Below are 25883 nucleotides of genomic sequence, written 5' to 3' on the forward strand. Positions count from 1 at the left end.
AGCGCAGCGATGCGTTGAGCTAACCGATACTAATGAACCGTGAGGCTTAACCTTACAACGCCGAAGGTGTTTTGGCGAAGAGACAGACAATCAAATTTCAGCTTTGATACAGATTAACAGAATTTGCCTGGCGGCTTTAGCGCGGTGGTCCCACCTGACCCCATGCCGAACTCAGAAGTGAAACGCCGTAGCGCCGATGGTAGTGTGGGGTCTCCCCATGTGAGAGTAGGGAACTGCCAGGCATCAATTAAGTGAAGAGGCCATCCGCAAGGATGGCCTTTTTGCGTTTAAGCACCTCAGAAATTTGTAGGCCGGGTAGGGCGAAACCGCCCCGCGGTAAGTCAGATGGCACTCCACTCCACTATAAACTCCGCAATCCCTTCCACATCATTTAAATCCAGCATCGGAACTTCAAGCGGCAATACAACATCACTGGCCAACGCAATCACATGCTCATCCAGCGTTAATTCGCTGAAATCATGCCCGGCATCGCTTCTGAACAGTAGGATCTTAGGCACGGCCTCATGCTTAAATCCCTCAACCAGCACCAGATCCAGCGTGGCGTGATCCATACGGCTGACCAGATAAGCGAGATCCAGCGGCACCTCATCCGGCGTTTCTGTCATCAACGCCCAGCGCTGAGGACTTGCTACCATCGTTTGCGCTGCTCCGGCCTTACGCAGCTCATAGCTGTCTTTTCCTGGCGTATCGATATCCATGTTGTGATGGCTATGCTTAATCAATCCTGGACGGATACCTCTGGCACAAAGCGCAGGAATGAGTTTTTTCAGCAGCGTGGTTTTTCCGGTCCCACTCCAGGCGGAAATGGCGACAACAGGTATCATCTTTTCTCCTGCATCATCTGCAAATCTTCACACGTATTCACATTCACAAATGCTGATTTTAAATCGCTAAAATCAACGGGATGACCGCCAGACTCGCGCATAAAAGCCATCACCCTGCGCTCTCCCGCAGCCAGATAGGACTGCAGAGCTGGCGCTAGCGATCGATGCATCAATGCGATAGCAGGATGATCACGCTCGCCGTCATGTACCCAAACCACAGGAGCCGTACCGCGAAGCAGCAACAAACGCTCGACAAGATAGGACGGAATAAACGGGGTATCGCAGGGACAGAAGATGAACCACTCTCCGTGAGACTGTTGCATGACCGAAAGCATCCCGGCCAGCGGTCCCGGGTAATCCTCAAGGATATCCTGGTAAACGGCATACCCGCTGAGCTGGTAAGTGTCGATATGCCGGTTAGCACTGATGACCATTGTCGACACCTGGCCTGCGAGCGTATCAGCGACACATTGCCATAAGGGTTTGCCGTTCAGGCGTTGAAGCCCCTTATCTTTTCCCCCCATTCGCGTCGCTCTGCCACCTGCCAGAACGACCCCAATGATTTCCTGGCTAAGATTCACGAATATCGCCTCTTTTATTGTGGGATTGACCCTGCTAACGTGTCACTCTAAATGAAAGGAGCACCACCATGAAATGTAAACGTCTGAATGAAGTTATTGAACTCCTCCAGCCCGCCTGGCAAAAAGAGCCAGAGCTAAATCTGATGCAATTTTTACAGAAACTGGCGAAAGAGTCAGGTTTTGACGGTGATCTGGCAGACCTTTCTGACGACATCCTGATCTATCACCTTAAAATGCGTGACTCTGCCAAAGATGCTGTTATTCCTGGTATTCAGAAAGATTATGAGGAAGATTTTAAGACCGCATTACTGCGCGCCCGAGGCGTAATTAAAGAGTAAAAGCTTGTAAGCGGCGGCACCGAAATCGCCACAAGATGATATCCTGAATCATTCGTATAATTTCCGGATGATCGGATGAACGACCAGGCTTTTACTTTCCAGACATTACACCCGGACACCATTATGGATGCCCTGTTTGAACAGGGTATTCGGGTGGATTCCGGGTTAACACCGTTAAACAGCTACGAAAACCGCGTCTATCAGTTTCAGGATGAGGATCGTCAGCGCTTCGTCGTAAAATTCTATCGTCCTGAACGCTGGTCCGCAGAACAAATTCAGGAAGAGCATCAGTTTGCTCACGATCTGCTGGATGACGATGTTCCCGTTGCCGCACCGCTAAAATTCAATGACCAAACGCTCCTCACGCACGAAGGGTTTTACTACGCTGTATTCCCGAGCCTGGGTGGCCGCCAGTTTGAAGCGGATAATATCGATCAGATGGAGTGGGTTGCCCGCTATCTTGGGCGCATACACCAGACGGGACGCAAAAAAGCCTTTATTGCCCGCCCGACTATCGGGATTCAGGAATACCTTATTGAGCCACGCGGAATATTCGAAACGTCTGCCATGATCCCCACTGCGTTAAAGGATGATTTCCTCAACGCCACCGATAAGCTCATTGCTGCTGTTAAAACCTTCTGGCGCGACGATATTTCCGTCCTGCGCCTGCATGGCGATTGCCATGCCGGAAATATCCTCTGGCGTGATGGCCCGCTGTTTGTCGATCTCGATGATGCGCGTATGGGGCCAGCGGTTCAGGACCTGTGGATGCTGCTCAATGGTGATAAAGCCGAGCAACGCATGCAGCTTGAAACCATTATTGAAGCTTATGAAGAATTTAGCCCGTTTAATTCAGACGAAATTGCCCTGATTGAGCCTTTACGTGCGATGCGTTTTGTTTATTATCTCGCATGGTTAATCAGGCGTTGGGACGATCCCGCATTTCCCCGGAATTTCCCGTGGCTTACCGGAGAGGATTACTGGCGTAGCCAGATATCTACATTTACTGAGCAGGTTAAGGTTCTTCAGGAACCCCCTCTGCAATTAACGCCGATGTATTAATTGGACACACCCAGGAGAGAGTTAATCATGAAAAAAATTTGGCTGGCGCTGGCAGGTATGATTCTGGCATTTAGCGCTTCTGCTGCGCAGTTTACCGACGGAAAACAGTTCATCACGCTGGACAAGCCGGTCGCTGGCGAGCCACAGGTTCTGGAGTTCTTCTCGTTCTATTGCCCACACTGCTATCAGTTCGAGCAGGTTCTGCATGTGTCTGACAACGTTAAGAAAAAGCTGCCAGAAGGCACCAAAATGACCAAGTACCACGTCGAGTTCCTGGGCCCATTGGGTAAAGACCTGACCCAGGCGTGGGCGGTTGCGATGGCACTGGGCGTGGAAGATAAGATCACTGCGCCAATGTTTGAAGCCGTACAGAAAACCCAGACCGTTCAGACCACTGCGGATATCCGTAAAGTGTTCGTTGATGCCGGCGTGAAAGGTGAAGAGTATGACGCAGCATGGAACAGCTTTGTGGTGAAATCTCTGGTTGCTCAGCAGGAAAAAGCGGCTGCTGACCTCCAGCTTCAGGGCGTTCCGGCGATGTTTGTTAACGGCAAATACCAGCTGAACATGCAGGGCATGGACACCAGCAGCATGGATAATCTTCGTACAGCAGTATGCTGATACCGTGAAATACCTGGTTGAGAAGAAGTAATTTCGCTGATGTAAAAACGCCGGTCACTGACCGGCGTTTTTGTATGAAGATTTAATATTGTCTATCTGTTCGTCTTTCTCTTTCCAGAGCGTATTAAGCCACTGTTGGAAACGACGCTTGAAATTCTTATCGTTAACGTAATCACCGTGCAGCCCGGCATCTATCGGAACCAGATCGACACGCACAACAATGCGCGTCAATTTGCCGCTGAGCATATCGAAGAACGGCGTCTTATCGTTTTCCGGATAGCAGAGCGTGACGTTAAGGAGCTTATCGAACTGTGCTCCCAGCACGTTAAGCGCCATCGCAATACCCGCAGCCTTTGGCGGCAGCAGATGCTGATAAGGGGAGCGAGTTTGTTGATGCTTCTCTTCCGTAAACCGGGAGCCTTCAACAAAGTTCACGATGGTCGTAGGATGCGCGCGAAACTTTTCGCAGGAACGGCGCGTGGTCTCCACATCTTTGCCGCGACGCTCGGGATGACGAATCAAATAGCTGCGCGAATAGCGTTTCATAAACGGCATATCAAGTGCCCAGCAGGCCAGCCCGATAAAAGGCACCCAGGCGAGTTGCTGTTTCAGAAAATATTTGTTCATCGGGATGTGTTTGCGAAAAAGTACGCATAACACCACGATGTCCGCCCAGCTGTGGTGATTGCAGATCAGCAGATACCAGTTCTTCTTGTTAAGACTCTCCAGCCCTTTGATATCCCACTTCAGATGCGGATTCAGGCACAGCAGGATCGCCAGTCCTTCGCACCAGCAGTACATCATGAAATTACAAAATGCGGACACGGCTCGCCACACCCCAGGGACAGGCAGCAGCAGTTTAACGATCCCGGCGATAATGATCGGCACAGAGCAGGCGACAGTCACCAGGATAGTTAAAATGATGCTTAACAGTAATGTTATTGCTGCGAGCAATCTCGGCATGATGAGCTTTTTCAGGTAGTTAGCTGTAAGTTAGCGGTCGGCTATGCGACGCCGGGCGCTGATTTTACCAGAAAACAGACAAATTAATGGCCCTTTGACGTGATGATTTGGCCGCTTTTACCCTGTCGCAGACGATTTCTCTGTGATTGCTCGCTTAACAAGGCTTATATCCACATAGACTAAATTGCCATCAGTTGACCATATAGATAAGATCTAATGCTATAACAGCTTGATAATTAAGATCTAAAAATTAGCGCATATGTATTTTTTACGTCTGTTATTCATATGAAGTGAAAATATACACAAACTTATCCACAGTTTGATTTTTGCGAGCGATCCTCACGATCGCAAAATCTTTTCCTGTATCTGGCGCTAATACCTGATGTTTTCATCCTTCTGTGGCATCCTTTACCCATAAATTGATTAAAGGCACGGACATTATGGTTCAGATCCCAGAAAACCCTCTTATTCTCGTCGATGGCTCTTCTTACCTGTATCGGGCATATCATGCGTTTCCTCCTCTGACCAATAGCGCAGGGGAACCCACCGGCGCAATGTACGGCGTGCTGAACATGCTGCGCAGCCTGATCCTTCAGTATCAGCCAACCCATGCGGCTGTGGTCTTTGATGCGAAAGGTAAAACTTTTCGCGATGAGCTGTTTGAGCATTACAAATCTCACCGTCCGCCAATGCCTGACGATCTGCGCGCGCAGATTGAGCCGCTGCACACCATGGTAAAAGCGATGGGGCTGCCGCTGCTGGCCGTCTCTGGCGTTGAAGCCGATGACGTCATCGGTACGCTGGCGCGTGAAGCAGAAAAGATGGGGCGTCCTGTGCTGATCAGCACCGGTGATAAAGATATGGCGCAGCTGGTGACGCCAGGCATCACCCTGATTAACACCATGACCAACACCATTCTGGGGCCAGAAGAAGTGGTCACAAAGTACGGCGTGCCGCCTGAGCTGATTATCGACTTCCTCGCGTTGATGGGCGATTCCTCGGATAACATCCCGGGTGTCCCTGGCGTCGGTGAAAAAACCGCGCAGGCGCTGCTCCAGGGGCTGGGTGGTCTGGACACGCTCTACGCGGAATCGGATAAAATCGCCGGGCTCTCCTTCCGTGGCGCAAAAACCATGGCCGGAAAACTGGAAGAGAACAAAGAGGTGGCTTATCTCTCCTATAAGCTGGCCACAATCAAAACCGATGTCGAACTGGAGCTGGGCTGTGAGCAGCTTGAAGTGCAACAGCCTTCCGCTGACGATCTGCTGAGCCTGTTTAAGAAATACGAATTCAAGCGCTGGACCGCTGACGTGGAAGCCGGTAAATGGCTGCAGGCGAAAGGGGCCAAACCTGCTGCAAAGCCGAAGGAGACGATCGTCGTTGACGCAGAAGAGCAGGCGGAAGAAGAAGCCGTGGCGCTTTCCTTCGACAACTACGAAACCATTCTTGAAGAGTCACGGCTGATCGCCTGGATCGAGAAACTGAAAAAGGCGCCGGTCTTTGCCTTTGATACCGAAACTGACAGTCTTGATAACATCTCTGCCAATATGGTTGGTCTGTCATTTGCGACAGAGCCGGGTATTGCCGCCTACGTTCCTGTGGCGCACGATTACCTGGATGCGCCGGAGCAGATCTCCCGTGAACGCGTGCTTGAGCTGCTAAAGCCGATCCTGGAAGACGAAAAGGCGCTCAAGGTTGGGCAAAACCTCAAGTACGACCGCGGCATTATGCAAAACTACGGCATTGAACTGCGCGGGATTGCCTTCGACACCATGCTTGAATCCTACATTCTGGACAGCGTCGCGGGCCGCCATGATATGGATTCCTTATCTGACCGCTGGCTCAAGCACAAAACGATCACCTTTGAAGAGATTGCCGGTAAAGGGAAAAATCAGCTCACCTTTAACCAGATTGCTCTGGAAGAAGCGGGGCGCTACGCGGCAGAAGACGCAGATGTCACGCTGCAGCTGCACCTGAAGATGTGGCCAAAATTGCAGAAGCATGAAGGTCCGCTGAACGTGTTCCAGCATATCGAGATGCCGCTGGTGCCCGTGCTGTCTCGCATTGAACGCAACGGCGTGAAAATTGACCCAACGGTGCTGCATAACCACTCCGGGGAGCTGGCGCAGCGTCTGACCGAGCTCGAGCAAAAAGCGCATGAACTTGCAGGCGAGCCGTTTAACCTCTCTTCGCCGAAGCAGCTGCAGACCATCCTGTTTGAAAAGCAGGGCATCAAGCCGCTGAAGAAAACTCCTGGCGGCGCGCCGTCAACCTCGGAAGAGGTGCTGGAAGAGCTGGCGCTGGATTACCCGCTGCCAAAAGTGATTCTGCAGTACCGTGGCCTCGCGAAGCTGAAGTCTACCTACACCGACAAGCTTCCGCTGATGATCAACCCGAAAACGGGTCGCGTGCACACGTCGTACCATCAGGCTGTCGCGGCGACCGGTCGTCTCTCGTCAACCGATCCCAACCTTCAGAACATCCCGGTACGTAACGAAGAAGGCCGCCGTATTCGCCAGGCTTTCATCGCACCAGAGGATTATCTAATTGTCTCTGCTGACTACTCGCAAATTGAGCTGCGCATTATGGCGCATCTGTCCCGCGACAAAGGCCTGCTGACCGCGTTTGCCGAAGGGAAGGATATCCACCGGGCAACCGCGGCGGAAGTCTTCGGCTTGCCGCTGGACAGCGTGACCAACGAACAGCGCCGCAGCGCTAAGGCGATCAACTTCGGTCTGATTTACGGCATGAGTGCATTTGGTCTTTCGCGCCAGCTCAACATTCCGCGCAAAGAGTCGCAGAAGTATATGGATCTCTACTTCGAGCGTTATCCGGGCGTGCTGGAATATATGGAACGCACCCGCGCGCAGGCGAAGGAAAAAGGTTATGTCGAAACCCTGGATGGCCGCCGTCTCTACTTACCGGACATCAAATCCAGCAACGCGGCGCGTCGCGCTGGCGCAGAGCGTGCGGCGATCAACGCCCCGATGCAGGGTACCGCGGCGGACATTATTAAGCGCGCAATGATCGCCGTTGATGCCTGGCTGGAAAAAGAGAAGCCTCGCGTGAAAATGATCATGCAGGTACACGATGAACTGGTATTTGAAGTGCACAAAGACGACCTCGACGCCGTCTCGAAGAAGATCCACGAACTGATGGAAAGCAGCATGACGCTCGACGTGCCGTTGCTGGTGGAAGTGGGAAGTGGCGAAAACTGGGATCAGGCTCACTAACGGTTCTTCGCATAACGCGCCTTTTATGTAAGTTTGCAACATAACAACGCGCGTTTTGTGACAATCATTAGAATTCCCTATGTAAAGAATGAAAAAAAACTACAAAAAGTGCTTTTTCTGCAGCACAAAAAGGGGTAGAGTTGTCGGCGTAGGGTACAGAGGTAAGATGTTCTATCTTTCAGACCTTTTACTTCACGTAATCGGATTTGGCTGAATATTTTAGCCGCCCCAGTCAGTAATGACTGGGGCGTTTTTTATTGCGGCAAAGAAAACTCAGGCAAAAAAAACGCGGCTATCGCCGCGCTCGGTATTACTCTTCTTCCGCTTCCGTCGCGGGTTCCAGCTCGCTAAACCAGGTGTCGAGCTTCTGACGCAGCTTGTCCACGCCCAGCTTTTTCAGCGAGGAGAACGGCTCAACCTGCACATCACCGTTGAACGCCAGCACCGCTTCGCGAACCATATTCACCTGCGCTTTACGCGCGCCGCTCGCCAGCTTATCGGCTTTCGTCAGCAGCACCAGCACGGCGATATCGCTTGCTACAGCCCAGTCGATCATCTGCTGATCCAGATCTTTCAGGGGATGGCGAATATCCATCAGCACCACCAGACCTTTCAGGCACAGGCGTTTTTCCAGGTATTCACCCAGCGCACGCTGCCACTTGATTTTCATCTCTTCCGGTACCTGCGCGTAACCGTAGCCCGGTAAGTCGACCAGGCGTTTGCCCTCTGCGACTTCAAACAGGTTGATCAGCTGAGTACGGCCAGGTGTTTTTGAGGTACGCGCCAGGCTCTTCTGATTGGTCAGCGTATTCAGGGCGCTGGATTTGCCCGCATTGGAGCGGCCAGCAAATGCCACTTCAATACCGGTATCAGAAGGAAGGTGGCGAATATCGGGCGCACTGGTGACAAAATGCGTCTGTTGGTAGTTCCAGGTAGTCACGTGGTCGTCTCCAAAATCGTAATCTGAAGGGGATTATACCCGAATGCAGGCAAAAGGCTTTTCTGATTGCTATGACGTGTAGGCAAATGCCCCAGCCGGTGTGAGAGATAGGCAAGTGATGCTATGGGAGATTTCAGAGAATTCGCAGGCGTAAAAAAAGCCAAACTGTTTTAAATCATAAGCTTATTTCCGGGTAATTGTCTGAAAAATCCTTTTTGTACCGTTTCGTTGCTTGTTAGTTTAACGGAACAAGGTAAAGTGTGCGTCAGGGCGAGGAAGCCAACAGGAAATCGACTTAAGGATTAGGGTCAGGAGCGCCAGGAGGCGAAGACGCAGGATTGTCAGGATGACCAGCGCCTGGAGGCGTTTTAAAAGGAAATGGAACCGTATCACGGACGGTATTAGCCAAGGGATAAACAGGGTTTGTTGTTGGCAAACACGGAATGTCTGACCCGCTAAGGGTTGTGAGTCAGGAAAAAAGGCGACAGATTGCTCTGTCGCCTTTTTTCTTTGCTTGCTTTCTGCTAGATTTCGCCGCAATTCTATACTGAAGAAAACGACTTAAAGATAAAACATCATGAAAAAACCAACCTCCGCTGCGGGCGCGAAACGCCCTGCAAAAGCACGCCGCAAAACGCGCGAAGAACTGAACCAGGAAGCGCGCGATCGCAAACGCGACAAAAAACATCGCGGTCACGCTGCGGGTAGCCGTGCCAACGGTGGTGGTGCAGCGGGTGCTTCTGCAAAAGGCAAACAGCAGAAAGACCCTCGTATAGGCAGTAAAACTCCCATTCCACTGGGCGTGACAGACACCCCGGTCACTAAGCAGCACAAACCAAAGAGCGAGAAACCTATGCTTTCACCGCAGGCTGAGCTGGATTTGCTGGAGAACGATGAGCGCCTGGACGCGCTGCTGGAACGTCTTGAAGAGGGGGAAACCCTGACCGCTGAAGAGCAGTCATGGGTGGATGCCAAACTGGATCGCATCGACGAGCTGATGCAGAAGCTGGGCCTGTCATACGACGATGACGAAGATGAAGAAGAAGACGAGAAGCAGGAAGATATGATGCGTCTTCTGAAGGGTGGAAACTAACATTTGCACCCTGCAGGCACGATAGTCCTGCTTATAACCCTTCCGGTTATATGTTATCTGGTGTGGTTATTCGTTAAACTACGGCGGTTGTCGCGGCGACAGAAGTGGCTGCGCACCCGAATGATGGCCCGCAATGGGGCCAGAACGGGCCGCCGTATACGAACGCGACACCAACGGAAGGAGTGAGCATGTCAGCACCAACTATCGACTGGGATTTGGCCCTAATCCAGAAATATAACTATTCCGGGCCGCGTTATACGTCATACCCCACCGCGCTGGAGTTCTCCGATGCCTTCGGCGAGGCTGATTTCCAGCAGGCTGTCGCGCGCTATCCTGAGCGTTCGCTGTCGCTCTACGTCCATATTCCGTTCTGCCACAAGCTCTGCTACTTCTGCGGCTGCAATAAAATCGTTACCCGTCAGCAGCACAAAGCCGACCAGTATCTTGATGCGCTCGAACAAGAAATTGTGCATCGCGCGCCGCTGTTTGCTGGCCGTCACGTCAGCCAGCTTCACTGGGGCGGCGGTACGCCAACCTATCTAAATAAAGCGCAAATAAGCCGCCTGATGACGCTGCTGCGCGGCAATTTCAGTTTTAATGCCGACGCTGAAATCTCGATCGAAGTCGATCCGCGTGAAATTGAGCTGGATGTACTGGATCACTTACGCGCCGAAGGCTTCAATCGTCTGAGCATGGGCGTGCAGGACTTCAATAAAGAAGTTCAGCGCCTGGTGAACCGCGAGCAGGATGAAGAATTTATCTTTGCCTTACTCAACCATGCGCGTGAAATTGGCTTCACCTCGACCAATATTGACCTGATTTACGGCCTGCCAAAGCAAACGCCGGAAAGCTTCGCCTTCACCCTGAAGCGCGTGGCCGAACTCAACCCGGACCGCCTGAGCGTCTTTAACTATGCGCATCTGCCGACGCTCTTTGCCGCCCAGCGCAAAATAAAAGATGCCGATCTTCCTTCTGCCCAGCAGAAGCTGGATATTCTGCAGGAAACCATCACCTCGCTGACCGAAACCGGCTATCAGTTTATCGGGATGGATCACTTTGCCCGTCCGGATGACGAACTGGCGATTGCGCAGCGTGAAGGCGTTCTGCACCGTAACTTCCAGGGCTACACAACCCAGGGCGATACCGATTTGCTGGGGATGGGCGTCTCCGCTATCAGCATGATTGGCGACTGCTACGCGCAGAACCAGAAAGAGCTGAAGCTTTACTACCAGCAGGTTGATGAAACGGGCAACGCGCTGTGGCGAGGCATCGCGTTAACGCGCGACGACTGCATCCGGCGCGATGTGATTAAGGCGCTAATTTGCAACTTCCGTCTCGATTTCAGCGACATTGAGTCGCAGTGGGATCTTCATTTCAGCGATTATTTTGCGGAAGACCTGAAGCTGATTGCACCGCTGGCGAAAGACGGGCTGGTGGATGTGTCGGAGAGCGCGATTGAGGTCACGCCGAAAGGGCGTCTGTTGATCCGTAATATCTGCATGTGCTTTGACGCGTATCTGCGTCAGAAAGCGCGACTGCAGCAGTTCTCGCGGGTGATTTAAGGCGCATTGCAAAATGCACAAAACGTAGGCCGGGTAAGGCGAAGCCGCCACCCGGCTTTTACGTTCAACTCGCTAGCTAAACAGCCCAACCAGCGCCGCGCACAACATAGCCGCAACGGCTGTTTGTGGCGTGTGGCTTTCAGCGGCTCCGCTAGAGAGCATATTCACGATTGTTTCCAGCATGATGTTCACCCCCAATTTCCGGGCACGATCATACAAAACTCATCGGAACAGTAAAGCGCAAAATAACGGCAATTTGCGCTCAATTAATAAGCTTTACACAGCGGCGTACGATCACTCCATTCCCAGCTCTTTAAGCTTGCGCGTCAGGGTATTACGCCCCCATCCCAGAAGGCGAGCAGCTTCCTGCTTATGACCCTGCGTATGACGAAGCGCGGTAGTTAACAGCGTACGCTCCATCTCCGGCTGAGCTTCAGACAGCAGGTTTTGATGACCGGAACGCAGCGCGCGGTCGGCCCACTGCGCCAGCAGCGTCGCCCAGCTGTCCGGCAGCGCGTGCCCGGTACTGCTTTCAGGCGCGGTCGCTTCAAACAGCTCGGCCGGTAAGTCCTGAATCAGCACTTCCTGCCCGGCGGCCATCACGGTTAACCAGCGGCAGGTGTTTTCCAGCTGACGCACGTTGCCCGGCCACGCCAGACGCGTCAGAGCGGCATCGGTTTCCGGGTGAAGCTGCTTGGCCTCCACACCCAGCTCACGAGCGGCTACCTGCAGGAAATGGCGTGCCAGGCGGGGAATATCTTCCCGACGCTCACGCAGCGGCGGCAGATGAACGCGGATGACGTTCAGACGGTGGAATAAATCCTCACGGAATTTTCCTTCCTGCACGCGTTGCTCCAGGTTCTGGTGGGTCGCGGCGATAATACGCACGTCCACCTTCACCGGCGCATAGCCGCCCACGCGATAAAACTGCCCGTCGGCCAGCACCCGTAGCAGGCGTGTCTGGACATCCAGCGGCATATCGCCGATCTCATCCAGGAACAGCGTACCGCCGTCAGCCTGTTCAAACCGCCCCTGGCGAATGGTATTGGCGCCGGTAAATGCCCCTTTTTCATGGCCGAACAGTTCGGACTCAATCAAATCCTTCGGGATCGCCGCCATATTCAGGGCGATGAACGGCGCTTTTGCCCGCGGGCTGTGGCGGTGCAATGCATGCGCCACAAGCTCTTTACCGGTTCCCGACTCACCGTTAATCAATACGCTGATGGACGAGCGGGACAAACGACCGATAATGCGAAACACGTCCTGCATCGCCGGTGCTTCACCGATGATATCTGTCGTTGGCCCAAAATCGGGCGCGTGGCGCGGCTGTTGCTGCTCCTGATAATGGCTAATCGCGCGCTCAACCAGTGCCACCGCTTCGTCGATATCAAAGGGTTTGGGCAGGTAATCGAACGCCCCTTGCTGATAGGCGCTCACTGCGGCATCCAGATCGGAGTGCGCGGTCATTATGATGACCGGAAGCATAGGGTGGCGTTGTTTGATCTGCTTTAACAGCGCCAGCCCGTCCATGCCCGGCATACGAATATCCGAAAGCAGAACATCTGGCGTTTTGGTGGTGAGTGCGTCGAGCACTTCGCTGCCGCTCTCAAACGTCGTGCAGCTTAATCCTGCCCCTGTGAGCGCGCGTTCAAGCACCCAACGGATGGAGCTATCGTCATCGACTACCCAGACTATCCCTCGTTGCATAAACGTCACCTTTATTTTTTAATCGGCAGGAAAACCGAAAACTCGGTATGTCCCGGCCAACTGGTAAATTCAATTTTCCCGGAGTGTTGATCGATCAAACTGCGGGCAATGGATAAGCCCAGGCCGGTTCCGCCTTCGCGACCGCTAACCATCGGGTAGAACAGGGTGTCCTGCAGATGCGATGGAATGCCGGGCCCGTTATCCTCGACGTCGATTCGGGCCGCCAGCCGGTAGCGCACGCCGTGTAACGTGAGCTGAAAGGCGGTGCGGGTGCGTAAAATAATCTCGCCGCCTTCAGGCCCCAGCGCCTGCAGGGCATTACGCACAATATTTAACAGGACCTGCTCAATCTGGTCCGGGTCATGGGCCAGTTCCGGCAGGCTTGGGTCGTAATCACGTACCAGCGTGATGTTCTCCGGCAGCTCCATTGAGACGAGCTTCACCACCCGCTCAGCCACTTTATGGATGCTTTCCGTGACGTGCATTCCCGGCTGCTGCGGACCGAGAAGACGGTCTACCAGATTCCGCAGACGGTCCGCCTGCTCAATGATGACGTTGGTATACTCCGCCAGCGCGGGATCGGGCAGCGCTTTGGTCAGAAGCTGCGCCGCGCCGCGTAATCCACCTAGCGGGTTTTTGATTTCATGCGCCAGACCGCGCACCAGGTCACGGGCGGCAATCTGCTGCGCATGCTGAAGCTGCTCCTGGCTCAGTCGACGCTGATTATCCATCGGTGCCATTTCCAGCAGGATCAGGCCTTCGGGAAGACGTTGCGCGGTTAGCGACAGAATGTGCGAGCGCCCGTCGATCACCAGCGTCACTTCGTTATCGGTAAACCCCTGGCCAGCCTGCAAACTTTCCTGCATCAGGCCAATATTCAGCGAAAAATAGCTCAGGAGTTCAGGAAGCGGGGTGCCGAACAGTTTACGTGCGCTTTGGGCGAGCAGCTGCTGCGCGGCCGGGTTGGCGTAATGAACGGCCAGCTCGTCATCGACCAGCAAAATGCTGTTAATCAAAGAATTGAGGATCTGCCCAGCATCGGGCAGCGTGCCAGTTGCCATTCAGCAGTCTCCTGGAGTCGTTTGCACTAATTTAGTGCAGTATAGCGTTTTCGGCGTAAAAAGCGCGTGAGATCAGGTTGTTGGTGGAGAAAAAAGCCCATCCGGAGATGGGCTAAAAGTTTCCACGGCAACTACCCCCGGCGCTTATCGCGCCGGGTAAAACAACTTTAATTAAACGCTGTAGTACAGCTCGAACTCAACCGGGTGTGGCGTCATGCGCACGCGGTCGTTCTCTTCCATACGCAGGGCGATGTAAGCATCGATAGCGTCGTCAGTGAATACGCCACCTGCAGTCAGGAACTCGCGGTCTGCGTCCAGCGCCTGCAGGGCTTCTTCCAGAGAACCAGCAACCTGTGGGATCTCTTTCGCTTCTTCTGGCGGCAGGTCGTACAGGTTTTTGTCCATCGCTTCGCCTGGGTGGATCTTGTTCTTGATACCGTCCAGACCGGCCATCAGCAGTGCTGCGAAGCACAGGTATGGGTTAGCCGCTGGGTCCGGGAAGCGCACTTCGATACGACGCGCTTTAGGAGAAGCCACCACCGGGATACGGATAGAAGCAGAACGGTTACGTGCAGAGTAGGCCAGCATCACTGGCGCTTCGTAGCCCGGGACCAGACGCTTGTAGGAGTTCGTGGTTGGGTTCGCCAGGGCGTTGATCGCTTTAGCGTGTTTGATAACACCACCGATGTAATACAGCGCCTGCTCGGACAGACCGGCATATTTGTCGCCAGAGAACAGGTTGGTACCGTTCTTGGACAGAGACATGTGGCAGTGCATACCGGAACCGTTATCGCCAAACATTGGTTTTGGCATGAAGGTCGCGGTTTTACCGAAACGGTGCGCAACGTTGTGCACAACGTATTTGTAGATCTGAATTTCGTCCGCTTTTTTGGTCATGGTGTTGAAGCGGGTTGCCACTTCGTTCTGACCAGCAGTCGCCACTTCGTGGTGGTGAGCTTCAACAACCAGGCCCATCTCTTCCATCACCAGACACATGGTGGAACGGATGTCCTGTGCAGAGTCGACCGGAGGAACCGGGAAGTAACCGCCTTTCACGCCAGGACGGTGACCTTTGTTACCGCCTTCGTATTTGGTAGAGGAGTTCCATGCACCTTCGATGTCGTCGATAGCCACGTGGGAGCCAGAAATAGAGGCACCGAAACGGATGTCATCGAACAGGAAGAATTCTGGCTCTGGCCCGAACAGAACGGTGTCTGCGATGCCGGTAGAACGCAGGTACTCTTCAGCGCGTTTCGCGATAGAACGTGGGTCGCGGTCGTAGCCCTGCAGCGTGCCTGGCTCGAGGATGTCGCAACGGATGATCAGGGTTGGTTCTTCGAAGAACGGATCAATGACCGCAGTGGTCGCGTCTGGCATCAGAACCATGTCGGATTCGTTAATGCCTTTCCAGCCACCAATGGAGGAGCCGTCAAACATTTTGCCTTCTTCAAAGAATTCGGCGTTCACCTGATGAGCAGGGATTGTGACGTGCTGTTCTTTACCTTTGGTATCGGTGAAGCGCAGATCAACAAACTTCACTTCATGTTCGTTCAGCATCGTCAAAACGTGTTCAGCGGACATACTTAACTCTCCAGATTGGTCATTGTCGTCGTGGTAACGAGGTCTTCAATTTCTGTTTGTACTGGCTGGTGCCATGTATTTTTTATAAAGCGAAATCTGTGCCAACTTTTAAATCACCCTAAAAAGGCGTTATCATGCGCACCATAGTGCAAAAGGGCTGCACCACAATGGATTTGTTGCACCAGTATAGTGCTTCAATGTGAACATTGAGCACTATATTGGTGCAATTTACGTTAAAGTGCCCTTTTACCGCTCCGTGAAAGCGATCACAAAGCATCTCTGCAATACTTGTTTGCGGGGGATGTTTGTGATCCTGTTTTGTAGTGCGATTAATCCGTGTACAATAACGCGCTATTTCTAAATGCCTGAGGCAAAGTTGTGATCGAAAATTTGCGTAACATCGCCATCATCGCGCACGTTGACCATGGTAAAACTACCCTGGTCGACAAGCTGCTGCAGCAATCCGGTACGTTTGATGCGCGTGCCGAAACCCAAGAACGCGTGATGGACTCCAACGATTTGGAGAAAGAGCGTGGGATTACCATCCTCGCGAAAAACACCGCGATTAAATGGAATGACTACCGTATCAACATCGTTGATACCCCAGGGCACGCCGACTTCGGTGGTGAAGTTGAACGTGTAATGTCCATGGTAGACTCCGTTCTGCTGGTCGTTGACGCAATGGATGGCCCAATGCCACAGACGCGCTTCGTGACCAAAAAAGCTTTTGCCCATGGTCTGAAGCCAATCGTTGTTATCAACAAAGTTGACCGCCCTGGCGCGCGTCCTGACTGGGTTGTTGACCAGGTCTTCGACCTGTTCGTTAACCTCGACGCGACCGACGAGCAGCTGGACTTCCCTATCGTTTACGCCTCTGCGCTGAACGGTATCGCAGGTCTGGACCACGAAGACATGGCTGAAGACATGACCCCGCTGTATCAGGCGATTGTTGACCGTGTTCCTGCACCAAACGTCGATCTCGACGGCACCCTGCAGATGCAGATCTCTCAGCTCGACTACAACAACTACGTTGGCGTAATCGGCATTGGTCGTATCAAGCGCGGTAAAGTGAAGCCTAACCAGCAGGTTACTATCATCGATAGCGAAGGCAAAACCCGTAACGGTAAAGTCGGTAAAGTACTGACTCACCTGGGTCTTGAGCGTATCGAGAGCGACATCGCTGAAGCGGGCGACATCATCGCTATCACCGGTCTGGGTGAACTGAACATCTCCGACACCATCTGCGATCCGCAGAACGTCGAAGCGCTGCCAGCCCTGTCCGTTGATGAACCAACCGTATCCATGTTCTTCAACGTCAACACCTCTCCGTTCTGTGGTAAAGAAGGTAAGTTCGTTACCTCTCGTCAGATCCTTGACCGCCTGAACAAAGAGCTGGTGCACAACGTTGCGCTGCGCGTTGAAGAAACCGAAGATGCTGATGCATTCCGCGTTTCTGGTCGTGGTGAGCTGCACCTGTCTGTTCTGATTGAGAACATGCGTCGTGAAGGTTTCGAAATGGCGGTTTCCCGTCCGAAAGTAATCTTCCGCGAGATCGACGGCCGTAAACAAGAGCCGTTCGAAAACGTAACGCTGGACGTTGAAGAGCAGCATCAGGGTTCTGTGATGCAGGCTCTGGGTGAGCGTAAAGGCGACCTGAAAAACATGAATCCAGATGGCAAAGGCCGCGTACGTCTCGACTACGTGATCCCAAGCCGTGGTCTGATCGGTTTCCGTTCAGAATTCATGACCATGACTTCCGGTACCGGTCTGCTGTACTCCACCTTCAGCCACTACGACGACGTGCGTCCGGGCGAAGTGGGCCAGCGTAACAACGGCGTGCTGATCTCCAACGGTCAGGGTAAAGCGGTTGCGTTTGCGCTGTTCGGTCTGCAGGATCGCGGTAAGCTGTTCCTGGGTCACGGTGCTGAAGTTTACGAAGGCCAGATCATCGGTATTCACAGTCGTTCTAACGACCTGACCGTAAACTGCCTGACCGGTAAGAAACTGACCAACATGCGTGCGTCCGGTACTGACGAAGCAACGGTTCTGGTTCCACCGATCAAGATGACTCTGGAGCAGGCTCTGGAATTCATCGATGATGACGAACTGGTAGAAGTGACTCCGCAGTCAATTCGTATCCGTAAACGTCACCTGACCGAGAACGATCGTAAACGTGCTATGCGCGGTGCGAAAGAAGAGTAATACAGGTTAGCGTTAACGCTGTCCTGTATGTAAAAAGCCGCTGAGCGATCAGCGGCTTTTTTATTCGATTATCGCCAGAATTCTTCATTACCTGGGGCATTATGTCCGGAAGCTATCTCTTTCCTGCGAAATTCACGGATTAGGGTAACTCTGCTCCATTTATCACGAACACCCGATCTGCCGATGAAATCGTGGTTTCGCGATGCGCGATAATAATCCTTGTGATGTTCATCGCCTGTATAGACTGATTGACCTGACTCTCACTGGTTTTATCAAGGTGGCTGGTCGCCTCGTCCATGAATAAAATACCCGGTTTGCGGTATAATGCCCTGGCAATATAAATCCGCTGTTTTTGACCGCCGGACAACCCCTCCCCAAGTTCACCAATCAGTGTCTCGTAACCCATTGGTAGTTTTAAAATGTCATTATGAATATGGCTTGCGATGGCGCATTGCACCATCCACTGCTCGTCAATGTCAGGCCGAAAACCGGCGATATTCTCTTTGATAGAGCCTGAAAACAGCTTATCTTCCTGCATGATACAGGCAATGCGTTCAGCATAATGTTCAAAACCAAGTTGCTTAATATCAATGCCATTAATTCGGACGCAGCCGTTCGACGGTTCGAATAAACCGCACAACACTTTCATCAAGGTGCTTTTACCTGCACCCGATACGCCCGTAATAGCAATACTCTCCCCGGCATGAATGGTCAGATTCAGTTTGCTGAAGATAGGGTCCGCATGGTTATCATAACGGTAGGCCAGATCCTGAGTTTCGAGCGTTAAGGCTCCGTGTGGTAAACGCAGCGGGCTGGTGGACTTAGAAGAAGATGCTTCCTGCAGCGCAATATCGGCAACGCGTTCATTATGTAAATTGATGATCTTCAGATGAATGATAAAGTTGATCAGGGCATTTATTCGGTCATAGAACTGACTTCTGAAGGTGTTAAACGCGATAAACATACCGATGGTTAAATGACTATCCATCATCAGCCTGCCGCTAACCCACAGGATAACAATTTGGTCGCAGGCGGCGATAAAAGAGACGACACCACCAAAGAAGAGATCCATTCGCGTCAAACGAATGCCGGTATTGACCTTATCTGAAAAAAGATTAAACCAGTTATCGATTCTCAGGTCAGTCATCCCCTGAATCTTAATCGTCGCGATACCGTACAGGGTTTCCATAAAATAAGAATTAAGACGTGCTTCCTTGATTAACTCTTCTTCGGATAACTGGCGATAGTATCGATAGGTAGCAAACCGTATGAAGGTGTATATTGAGGTAAAAGAGACCACTATCATGCTGAGCTGCAGGTTGTATAAAAACATCATTACCAGCAAACCCATGAGCATTAGCGTATCAATAATGCTACCAGTTAAACCTGTGGTAAAAGTGGCCCGTATCACATCAAGCGAGTGGAAACGAGACTGAATATCCCCCAGTTTGCGTCTTTCAAAATAAGTGGTCGGTAGCTTAATAAGGTGAGAAAAGAGGCTAAAACTCCACTGGACGTCGATGAGTGTTCCCAGTATCAGCGTGGTCCAGGAGCGTATGACACTGACCGTCAAACGTAACAAAATCAGAATAAATAGCCCAAGACAGATGATATTAAGTAAACCGTAATCTCCGGATGCAATGACATTATCCGTGACTAATTGTGTCCCCACAGGCAACAGCAGGCTGATCAACTCAATCACCAGCGATAAGAAAAATATCTTCGTCAGTGATGTTATCAGTCCATTGATATTCTTTAATAACGTGGTGGCTTTTAATCTGTTTTGCTTTTTTTGAACTGAGAAAGTGGTTCCCGGCCATACCTCAAGCACAACACCAGTAAAATGTTGGGACAATTCGGGCATGCTAATCACCCGTCGTCCAAACGCAGGGTCGTGGATCACCGCGCCGTTCTTATCGACCTTAATCAGTACGACAAAATGGTTAAAATCCCAATGCAATATGCAGGGCTTGCGTACATCATGTAATTCCTGAAGGTCCACGGACAATGCGCGTGACGACATCTCCAGTTGACTGGCAATTGCTTTTATCGCATGGAGGTTGACCCCACGTGATGACAAATTAAATTGTTGCCGGAGTTGCAGTAGATCGACCTGCTTGCCATAAAAACTGCATATCATTGAAAGACAGGCCAGGCCACATTCGGACGCTTCAGTTTGAAAGACAACTGGGATGCGTTTAAATATCCTCAGATCCAACTTGCGCAGCAGCGTCTCAAGTGTATAAAGATTATTCATTACCCGCATCCGTTACGCTCATTTTCATTTCGTAAAAGGGCGATAATAACCACTCATAGATATGTCTCTTTTCAAGGAAAAGAGAAATCTGCGCTTTGGCTCCCTGGCTCAGTGAGAGTTGTTTTCCATGAACTTGCACAGACTGTAGGTCAGGTTTGATCATGATTTTGTACCAGGACTTTTTATCGTCATAGAATTCATGTGCGATGGTCTGCTTTGACAGGAGTTCTGGCTTCGATGCCGGAAGCCTGGATATTGCTGATATTGATGCCCTGAACTGACCAAATTTTTCATAAGGAAAGGCGTCGTAACTGACATTAACGCGCTGGCCAATCGCCAGATAAGGAAGAACTTCATCCGGAACCCAGGTTTCGAGATAGCATGGTGAATGTATATTCTGTTGAACTCGCGCCAGTACATCGCCTGCGCCGATCATCTTACCTTGCGCCGTATTGATGGAGTCGATTAAGCCATCGGCTGTTGCCTCGATGACATAATTACCTTCCGCTTCTGCATTTAACTTTTCTTTTTGCAATTCGTATATCTGTTGCTCAAGCTGGTAAATCTGGTGGTCATAATCAGCGCTCTGGGACTGGATTTGCTGATTGAGCGCATCGATCTGAACCTGGTCCTGTGATTTTCTGGCGACCAGGTCAGACACATTGCTCTGCTGTTGATAGAGTAGTGCGTTTTGGCTACTCATCTGGTCTTTGGTGACCAGACCTTTTTCCTGATAACGACGGTAATCGTTAACGTTTTTCTCAATCTGATGCAGTTCCCGCTCAGCCTGCACTAGTAACCCAGATGAGGTATTAAAACTGGACTGATAATGATCTTTTTGAGTGGTCAGCGCGTTGAGCGTACGTTTTTTCGAAGAGTTCAAATTTGCCATCATTACACTGATACTATTTATCTGTAGCGCGATCTCCTTTTTTTTATTCTCATCAACCAGGCCTGATTGCGTCGATACACCCGAATGAATGAGAAAGAGAGCGTCACCTTTTTTTACGCGATCGCCTTCATTAACAAAACTCTGCACGACTGTACCCTGCATTGATGCCGAGATATTCACTGAGCCTGGAAAAGTGGTTATCTCACCGTGAACGATTACGCGTCGGGTATAGGAACCTTTGGTAATAAAAATAGAAATGGAAGCAATAAAAAAAAAGCTGAGCAATATGATAAAAGCAAAAGGGATGCCCGGCAGAAGAACGGCTCTCCCTTCCCACCGGGTTCTTTGATGTTCAATAGCTTCCTTGCGAAACATATCTGGCCTCTTGCAAGGTGGAAATAGCCGCTAAATATCAGCGGCTATGAGTTATAATGATTCAGGAATTAATGTCTACCGTGATCATTACCCTGGCGGCCACCGCCACTTTTCGAACCACCATTACCTTTTGATGAACCACCGCTTTTACCACCAACGTTAACCGAGCAACCGCCGCTAAAGGATGTGCTTTCAGAGTGAGAACCATCTTTGTTAGTGGTGCTGGTGTGAGAATAGCTGCCATTACAACCAGCACTACCACCACCGAACATCCCACCAATCGCACTACCGATAGAACCCCACATTCCTGCACCGCTGACGTTACTTAATTCGCTTTCATTGAGTTCACGCATTATTAATGTTCCTTGCAATAGTGAGCAAAAGGTATACCCATAATATCCATAGACTTTTTCCATACCATTTCACCATCCGTGAATGAAATGTTTTTTACGCCAAAACGCGTAAAATCCTTTTCGCTGTACGTCGACAGACCTGTGTCTGGATCACCAATATTTTCTTTTTGCCCGCAAAGTGGCATCATCCATGACACATTTATATCTTTGTAGAATGCTTTATCCGTTTTTCTTAATTCTGAGAAAATGCGATCTGTTATTGTTGTGTCTGTATTGATTTCTCCGTTAACCGTAGTTGTTAACTTATTGTCATCAGAATTAGGCGACCCATGGAAGCCAATAATGGAACCATAGTTGATGATTTTATTTTTTGCCGCTGGGAAAAGATAGTTAGCACACGAAGAAAGGCATAATCGCCTCACCTCAATGTTAATTTCTTTATCATGAATAACTTGTGCTATTTTGATTGCAGTTTCGACATCGCCGCCACCACTGTTTATCGATATCGTTCTGACAGGGATAAGGTTTTTTCTGATAAGCCCCACAATGATTTTGTCATCATCTTTGGATATGTTACCGTCGATATATAACGTATCAAAAACGAGGTGGGTTGAAAGTTTTGGTTCAAGCCCTTGCTTCACAATCAGTTGGCTAGAGAGTTGATATAAAATATCTCTGCTGGCTTTTTTAAATCGGTAGGCATTGTATGAATACATAGCGAAAGCGCAGAGTAAAGCTATTAAAACGGCACTAAGGACGTATCCCTTTTTAATCTTCACGAAAGTGCAGCTCCATGTGTAAAGTAATGTAAAATTATCATTATAAAAAAGAAGATAAATAGAGTATTTGTATCAAAATGTAAATTTAAGTAAAGTAAACTTGTTGCGATTTCGAGCAAAGCCGCGCGAAATGGGATTGCCATGGCAAAAATGGGGGAATATGGTGATGAGGAAAAATTATACGGAAGCGTTTTTCGATAGTTTTTTGCAGAATGAACTAAAACCTATATCTTCGCAAAGTCGAACTTAAATAAAACTTATCCCTGCCTATCGCCCGAAAGCCAATATCATCTTCCTGGCTAAATTTTTGTTCTTCATACTGCTCCCTCTAAGCTGATTCTCGTGCATAGCCAAACTTTATCTTTCCCGCTACAGTTACCTCTCCACGGCGAGCAGGAGATAAACATGCTTTATATCTTTGATTTAGGAAACGTCATCGTCGATATCGATTTTAATCGCGTGTTGGGTGCATGGAGCGATTTTAGCCGCGTGCCGCTGGCGACCTTAAAGCAGAATTTCGCGATGGGCGAGACTTTCCACCAGCATGAACGCGGCGAAATCAGCGATGAAGAGTTTGCTGAACGTTTCTGCCAGGAGATGGGGCTTTCGTTAAGCTATGAACAGTTTTCCCACGGCTGGCAGGCGGTATTTGTGGCGGTTCGCCCTGAGGTGATCGACATCATGCACAAACTGCGCGAGCAGGGCCATCGGGTCGTTGTGCTATCAAATACCAACCGTCTGCACACCACATTCTGGCCTGAAGAATACCCTGAAGTTAAGGCGGTGGCCGACAAGATCTACCTCTCGCAGGAGATGGGGATGCGTAAGCCTGAAGCGCGAATTTATCAGGCTGTTCTGCAGTCAGAAGGATTCACTGCGGCCGATGCGGTCTTTTTCGACGACAACGCCGATAATATAGAGGGAGCTAACCAGTTGGGTATTACTTCAATTCTGGTGACCGGAAAAGAGACGATACCTGATTACTTTGCGAAGCAGCTATGCTAAAAACCGTTCATCAAAAAGCCACGCATCATACTCGTCCGCTGCGGGCCTGGCTGAAACTGCTCTGGCACCGGATTGATGAGGACAATATGACCACGCTGGCGGGTAACCTCGCCTACGTGTCGTTGCTCTCATTGGTACCGCTGGTGGCGGTCATCTTTGCCCTGTTTTCCGCCTTTCCGATGTTTGCGGACGTCAGCCTGCAGCTTCGCCATTTTGTCTTCGCGAATTTCATTCCTGCAACCGGCGACGTCATACAGAACTACATTGAGCAGTTTGTCGCCAACTCCAGCAAGATGACGGCAGTGGGTGCCTGCGGCCTCATCGTCACGGCGCTGCTTTTGATGTATTCCATCGACAGTGCCCTCAACACCATCTGGCGAAGCAAAAAAATCCGTCCTAAGGTTTACTCCTTTGCCGTGTACTGGATGATTTTGACCCTCGGTCCACTGCTGGCGGGGGCGAGCCTGGCGATCAGTTCCTATCTTCTTTCTCTGCGCTGGGCGAGTGACTTAAACAGCGTGATTGATAACGTTCTGCGCATCTTCCCGCTCATTTTATCGTGGCTCTCGTTCTGGCTGCTCTATAGCGTGGTGCCGACCACGCGCGTGCCTAACCGTGATGCGGTTGTGGGGGCGCTGGTGGCGGCGTTGCTTTTTGAGCTCGGTAAAAAAGGGTTTGCCCTCTACATCACCATGTTTCCGTCCTATCAGCTGATTTACGGCGTGCTGGCGGTGATCCCCATTTTGTTTGTCTGGGTCTACTGGACCTGGTGTATCGTCTTGCTTGGTGCGGAAATAACTGTCACTCTCGGCGTATACCGCGAACTCAAAAAAGCAGCAGAAGCTGAAAAACAACAAGAAGCAGACCAACCATGATTGCATTGATACAGCGCGTAACCCGTGCCAGCGTCACCGTGGAGGGAGAGGTGACGGGTGAAATTGGCCCAGGACTTTTAGTTTTGTTGGGTGTCGAAAAGGATGATGACGAACAAAAAGCCAACCGCTTGTGTGAGCGCGTGCTGGGCTACCGTATTTTCAGCGATGCGGAAGGTAAGATGAACCTGAACGTCCAGCAGGCGGGTGGCAGCGTGCTGGTGGTTTCCCAGTTTACGCTGGCTGCGGATACCGAGCGCGGCATGCGTCCGAGCTTCTCCAAAGGCGCCGCACCGGATCGTGCAGAAGCACTTTACGAGTACTTTGTTGAGCGTTGTCGCCAGCAGGAAATGAATACGCAAACCGGACGATTCGCTGCAGATATGCAGGTATCGCTGGTGAACGATGGCCCCGTTACATTCTGGCTCCAGGTATGAGCCAACTGGCGGCGTGGCCGCGGGTAACCAGAGAGAGTACAGCTATGTATCACCTTCGAGTACCGCAAACGGAAGAAGAGTTAGAGGTCTACTACCATTTCCGCTGGGAAATGCTGCGCAAGCCATTACATCAGCCAAAAGGGTCTGAACGCGACGCTTGGGACGCGATGGCGCACCATCAAATGGTGGTGGATGAAGAGGGTAACCTCGTCGCCGTTGGGCGACTGTATATCAATGCCGACAATGAAGCCTCTATTCGCTTTATGGCGGTTCACCCGTCAGTGCAGGATAAAGGGCTCGGCACCCTGATGGCGATGACGCTGGAGTCCGTCGCCCGTCAGGAAGGCGTTAAGCGCGTCACCTGTAGCGCCCGTGAAGACGCCGTCGAGTTCTTTGCCAAGCTCGGTTTTGTTAACCAGGGCGAAATTACCGCCCCGCAGACCACGCCGATTCGCCACTTTTTGATGATTAAACCCATTGCCACGCTGGATGACATTCTGCATCGTGCGGACTGGTGCGGTCAGCTGCAGCAGGCGTGGTATGAGCACATTCCGCTCAGTGAAAAAATGGGCGTGCGCATTCAGCAGTACACCGGGCAGAAATTCATTACCACCATGCCGGAAACCGGCAACCAAAATCCACATCACACCCTGTTTGCAGGCAGCCTGTTCTCACTGGCTACGCTCACTGGCTGGGGGCTGATCTGGCTCATGCTGCGCGAGCGTCACCTGGGCGGCACCATTATTCTTGCTGATGCACATATTCGCTACAGCGCCCCCATCAGCGGCAAGCCGAGCGCGGTGGCCGATCTCGGTGCACTGGGTGGCGATCTTGACCGTCTGGCGCGAGGCCGCAAAGCGCGCGTACAGATGCAGGTTGAGCTGTTTGGCGATGAAACGGCGGGCGCGGTGTTTGAAGGCACCTATATCGTTCTGCCTGCAAAGCCGTACGGTGCGTACGAAGAGGGCGGAAACGAGGAGGAGTAGCGGTCGTCTGGAAAGCGGCTCGCAAAATCGCCCGGCATTTTCTAAATTCTGGCTACCGCTCAGAGCAGAAGTTGCCCGTTGATCTCACGCAATACGAAAGACTTTTCGGGCATTGCCGGGTCGTTTCACCTTACCAGC

General features: G+C 51.3%; 23 protein-coding genes, 1 rRNA gene and 1 pseudogene. 13 read left to right on the top strand and 12 right to left on the bottom strand.

The window, feature by feature from the left end:
- Positions 1–126: 126 nt before the first annotated feature.
- Positions 127–242, top strand: a 5S ribosomal RNA gene (rrf, locus tag LA04_RS20655).
- A 99-nt stretch (positions 243–341) separates the two neighbouring features.
- Here the strand turns inward: rrf and mobB are convergent.
- Together mobB and mobA are read right to left on the bottom strand one after the other, a co-directional pair.
- On the bottom strand, positions 342–845 hold the full coding sequence (mobB, locus tag LA04_RS20660; RefSeq protein ID WP_047652971.1) for a molybdopterin-guanine dinucleotide biosynthesis protein MobB: 504 nt from the start codon (positions 843–845) through the stop codon (positions 342–344).
- Positions 842–1426, bottom strand: a complete 585-nt coding sequence (mobA, locus tag LA04_RS20665; RefSeq protein WP_047652972.1) for a molybdenum cofactor guanylyltransferase MobA — start codon at positions 1424–1426, stop codon at positions 842–844. Before mobA ends, mobB begins: the two co-directional genes overlap by 4 nt.
- A gap of 68 nt (positions 1427–1494) precedes the next feature.
- Between mobA and LA04_RS20670 the strand changes: the two genes are divergently transcribed.
- From LA04_RS20670 to dsbA, 3 genes and pseudogenes are all read left to right on the top strand, one after another.
- A complete protein-coding gene (locus LA04_RS20670; RefSeq protein ID WP_008501866.1) occupies positions 1495–1764 on the top strand; it encodes a YihD family protein in 270 nt (89 codons plus the stop codon).
- 75 nt (positions 1765–1839) lie between these two features.
- On the top strand, positions 1840–2826 hold the full coding sequence (locus tag LA04_RS20675) for a serine/threonine protein kinase (protein ID WP_047652973.1): 987 nt from the start codon (positions 1840–1842) through the stop codon (positions 2824–2826).
- Between the two features lie 27 nt (positions 2827–2853).
- Positions 2854–3478, top strand: a pseudogene (gene dsbA / locus LA04_RS20680) (thiol:disulfide interchange protein DsbA).
- 23 nt (positions 3479–3501) lie between these two features.
- On the opposite strand, the gene LA04_RS20685 reads toward dsbA, so the two are convergent.
- Positions 3502–4410: an acyltransferase gene (locus tag LA04_RS20685; protein WP_047652974.1), complete on the bottom strand. Its 909-nt coding sequence runs from the start codon at positions 4408–4410 to the stop codon at positions 3502–3504.
- Between the two features lie 440 nt (positions 4411–4850).
- Between LA04_RS20685 and polA the strand changes: the two genes are divergently transcribed.
- Complete coding sequence (polA, locus tag LA04_RS20690) at positions 4851–7643, top strand: DNA polymerase I (protein WP_047652975.1); 2793 nt, start codon at positions 4851–4853, stop codon at positions 7641–7643.
- A gap of 166 nt (positions 7644–7809) precedes the next feature.
- Complete coding sequence (locus tag LA04_RS25360) at positions 7810–7857, top strand: spot 42 RNA, inhibition of DNA synthesis (RefSeq protein WP_071892919.1); 48 nt, start codon at positions 7810–7812, stop codon at positions 7855–7857.
- Between the two features lie 96 nt (positions 7858–7953).
- On the opposite strand, the gene yihA is transcribed toward LA04_RS25360, so the two are convergent.
- Positions 7954–8583: a ribosome biogenesis GTP-binding protein YihA/YsxC gene (gene yihA, locus LA04_RS20695; protein ID WP_029741470.1), complete on the bottom strand. Its 630-nt coding sequence runs from the start codon at positions 8581–8583 to the stop codon at positions 7954–7956.
- A gap of 577 nt (positions 8584–9160) precedes the next feature.
- Between yihA and yihI the strand changes: the two genes are divergently transcribed.
- The gene (gene yihI, locus LA04_RS20700; protein WP_032644299.1) at positions 9161–9676 is read left to right on the top strand and encodes a Der GTPase-activating protein YihI; all 516 of its coding nucleotides are present in this window, start codon (positions 9161–9163) and stop codon (positions 9674–9676) included.
- 188 nt (positions 9677–9864) lie between these two features.
- Positions 9865–11238 (top strand): oxygen-independent coproporphyrinogen III oxidase, encoded by a 1374-nt coding sequence (gene hemN, locus LA04_RS20705; RefSeq protein ID WP_047652976.1) that lies wholly within the window; start codon positions 9865–9867, stop codon positions 11236–11238.
- Positions 11239–11310: 72 nt separating this feature from the next.
- Here the strand turns inward: hemN and LA04_RS24575 are convergent, their stop codons facing one another.
- The 4 genes from LA04_RS24575 to glnA form a co-directional block, all read right to left on the bottom strand.
- Positions 11311–11421 carry a YshB family small membrane protein gene (locus LA04_RS24575; RefSeq protein ID WP_023333898.1) on the bottom strand — a complete coding sequence of 37 codons (111 nt, stop codon included), beginning with the start codon at positions 11419–11421 and terminating at the stop codon, positions 11311–11313.
- A 111-nt stretch (positions 11422–11532) separates the two neighbouring features.
- Positions 11533–12945 (bottom strand): nitrogen regulation protein NR(I), encoded by a 1413-nt coding sequence (gene glnG, locus LA04_RS20715; RefSeq protein WP_023309765.1) that lies wholly within the window; start codon positions 12943–12945, stop codon positions 11533–11535.
- Between the two features lie 11 nt (positions 12946–12956).
- On the bottom strand, positions 12957–14006 hold the full coding sequence (gene glnL / locus LA04_RS20720; protein WP_047652977.1) for a nitrogen regulation protein NR(II): 1050 nt from the start codon (positions 14004–14006) through the stop codon (positions 12957–12959).
- Between the two features lie 171 nt (positions 14007–14177).
- Positions 14178–15587 carry a glutamate--ammonia ligase gene (gene glnA / locus LA04_RS20725; RefSeq protein WP_023309763.1) on the bottom strand — a complete coding sequence of 470 codons (1410 nt, stop codon included), beginning with the start codon at positions 15585–15587 and terminating at the stop codon, positions 14178–14180.
- A 378-nt stretch (positions 15588–15965) separates the two neighbouring features.
- On the opposite strand from glnA, the gene typA reads away from it, so the two are divergent.
- On the top strand, positions 15966–17789 hold the full coding sequence (typA, locus tag LA04_RS20730) for a ribosome-dependent GTPase TypA (RefSeq protein ID WP_047624623.1): 1824 nt from the start codon (positions 15966–15968) through the stop codon (positions 17787–17789).
- Between the two features lie 139 nt (positions 17790–17928).
- Here the strand turns inward: typA and LA04_RS20735 are convergent, their stop codons facing one another.
- The 4 genes from LA04_RS20735 to LA04_RS20745 form a co-directional block, all read right to left on the bottom strand.
- The gene (locus LA04_RS20735; RefSeq protein WP_047653057.1) at positions 17929–20046 is read right to left on the bottom strand and encodes a peptidase domain-containing ABC transporter; all 2118 of its coding nucleotides are present in this window, start codon (positions 20044–20046) and stop codon (positions 17929–17931) included.
- Positions 20039–21313 carry an HlyD family secretion protein gene (locus tag LA04_RS20740; protein WP_047652978.1) on the bottom strand — a complete coding sequence of 425 codons (1275 nt, stop codon included), beginning with the start codon at positions 21311–21313 and terminating at the stop codon, positions 20039–20041. The genes LA04_RS20735 and LA04_RS20740 overlap by 8 nt, the downstream gene beginning before the upstream one ends.
- A gap of 68 nt (positions 21314–21381) precedes the next feature.
- Complete coding sequence (locus LA04_RS24580; protein ID WP_023309759.1) at positions 21382–21666, bottom strand: hypothetical protein; 285 nt, start codon at positions 21664–21666, stop codon at positions 21382–21384.
- A 2-nt stretch (positions 21667–21668) separates the two neighbouring features.
- Complete coding sequence (locus tag LA04_RS20745; protein WP_047652979.1) at positions 21669–22445, bottom strand: hypothetical protein; 777 nt, start codon at positions 22443–22445, stop codon at positions 21669–21671.
- A gap of 405 nt (positions 22446–22850) precedes the next feature.
- Here LA04_RS20745 and yihX point away from each other — a divergent pair, with 405 nt between their 5' ends.
- The 4 genes from yihX to fabY are packed head-to-tail and all read left to right on the top strand — an operon-like array spanning position 22851 to position 25745.
- Complete coding sequence (gene yihX, locus LA04_RS20750) at positions 22851–23450, top strand: glucose-1-phosphatase (protein WP_047652980.1); 600 nt, start codon at positions 22851–22853, stop codon at positions 23448–23450.
- Entirely contained in the window at positions 23444–24325 is an 882-nt protein-coding gene (locus LA04_RS20755) for a virulence factor BrkB family protein (protein ID WP_047652981.1), read from the top strand. Before yihX ends, LA04_RS20755 begins: the two co-directional genes overlap by 7 nt.
- Positions 24322–24759, top strand: coding sequence for a D-aminoacyl-tRNA deacylase (gene dtd / locus LA04_RS20760; RefSeq protein ID WP_008501836.1), 438 nt, complete (start codon positions 24322–24324; stop codon positions 24757–24759). Before LA04_RS20755 ends, dtd begins: the two co-directional genes overlap by 4 nt.
- Before the next feature lie 44 nt (positions 24760–24803).
- A complete protein-coding gene (gene fabY, locus LA04_RS20765) occupies positions 24804–25745 on the top strand; it encodes a fatty acid biosynthesis protein FabY (protein ID WP_047652982.1) in 942 nt (313 codons plus the stop codon).
- The last annotated feature ends 138 nt before the right edge of the window (positions 25746–25883 follow it).

This window comes from Enterobacter sp. UCD-UG_FMILLET (assembly GCF_000762975.1).
Taxonomy (GTDB): Bacteria; Pseudomonadota; Gammaproteobacteria; order Enterobacterales; family Enterobacteriaceae; genus Enterobacter; species Enterobacter dykesii.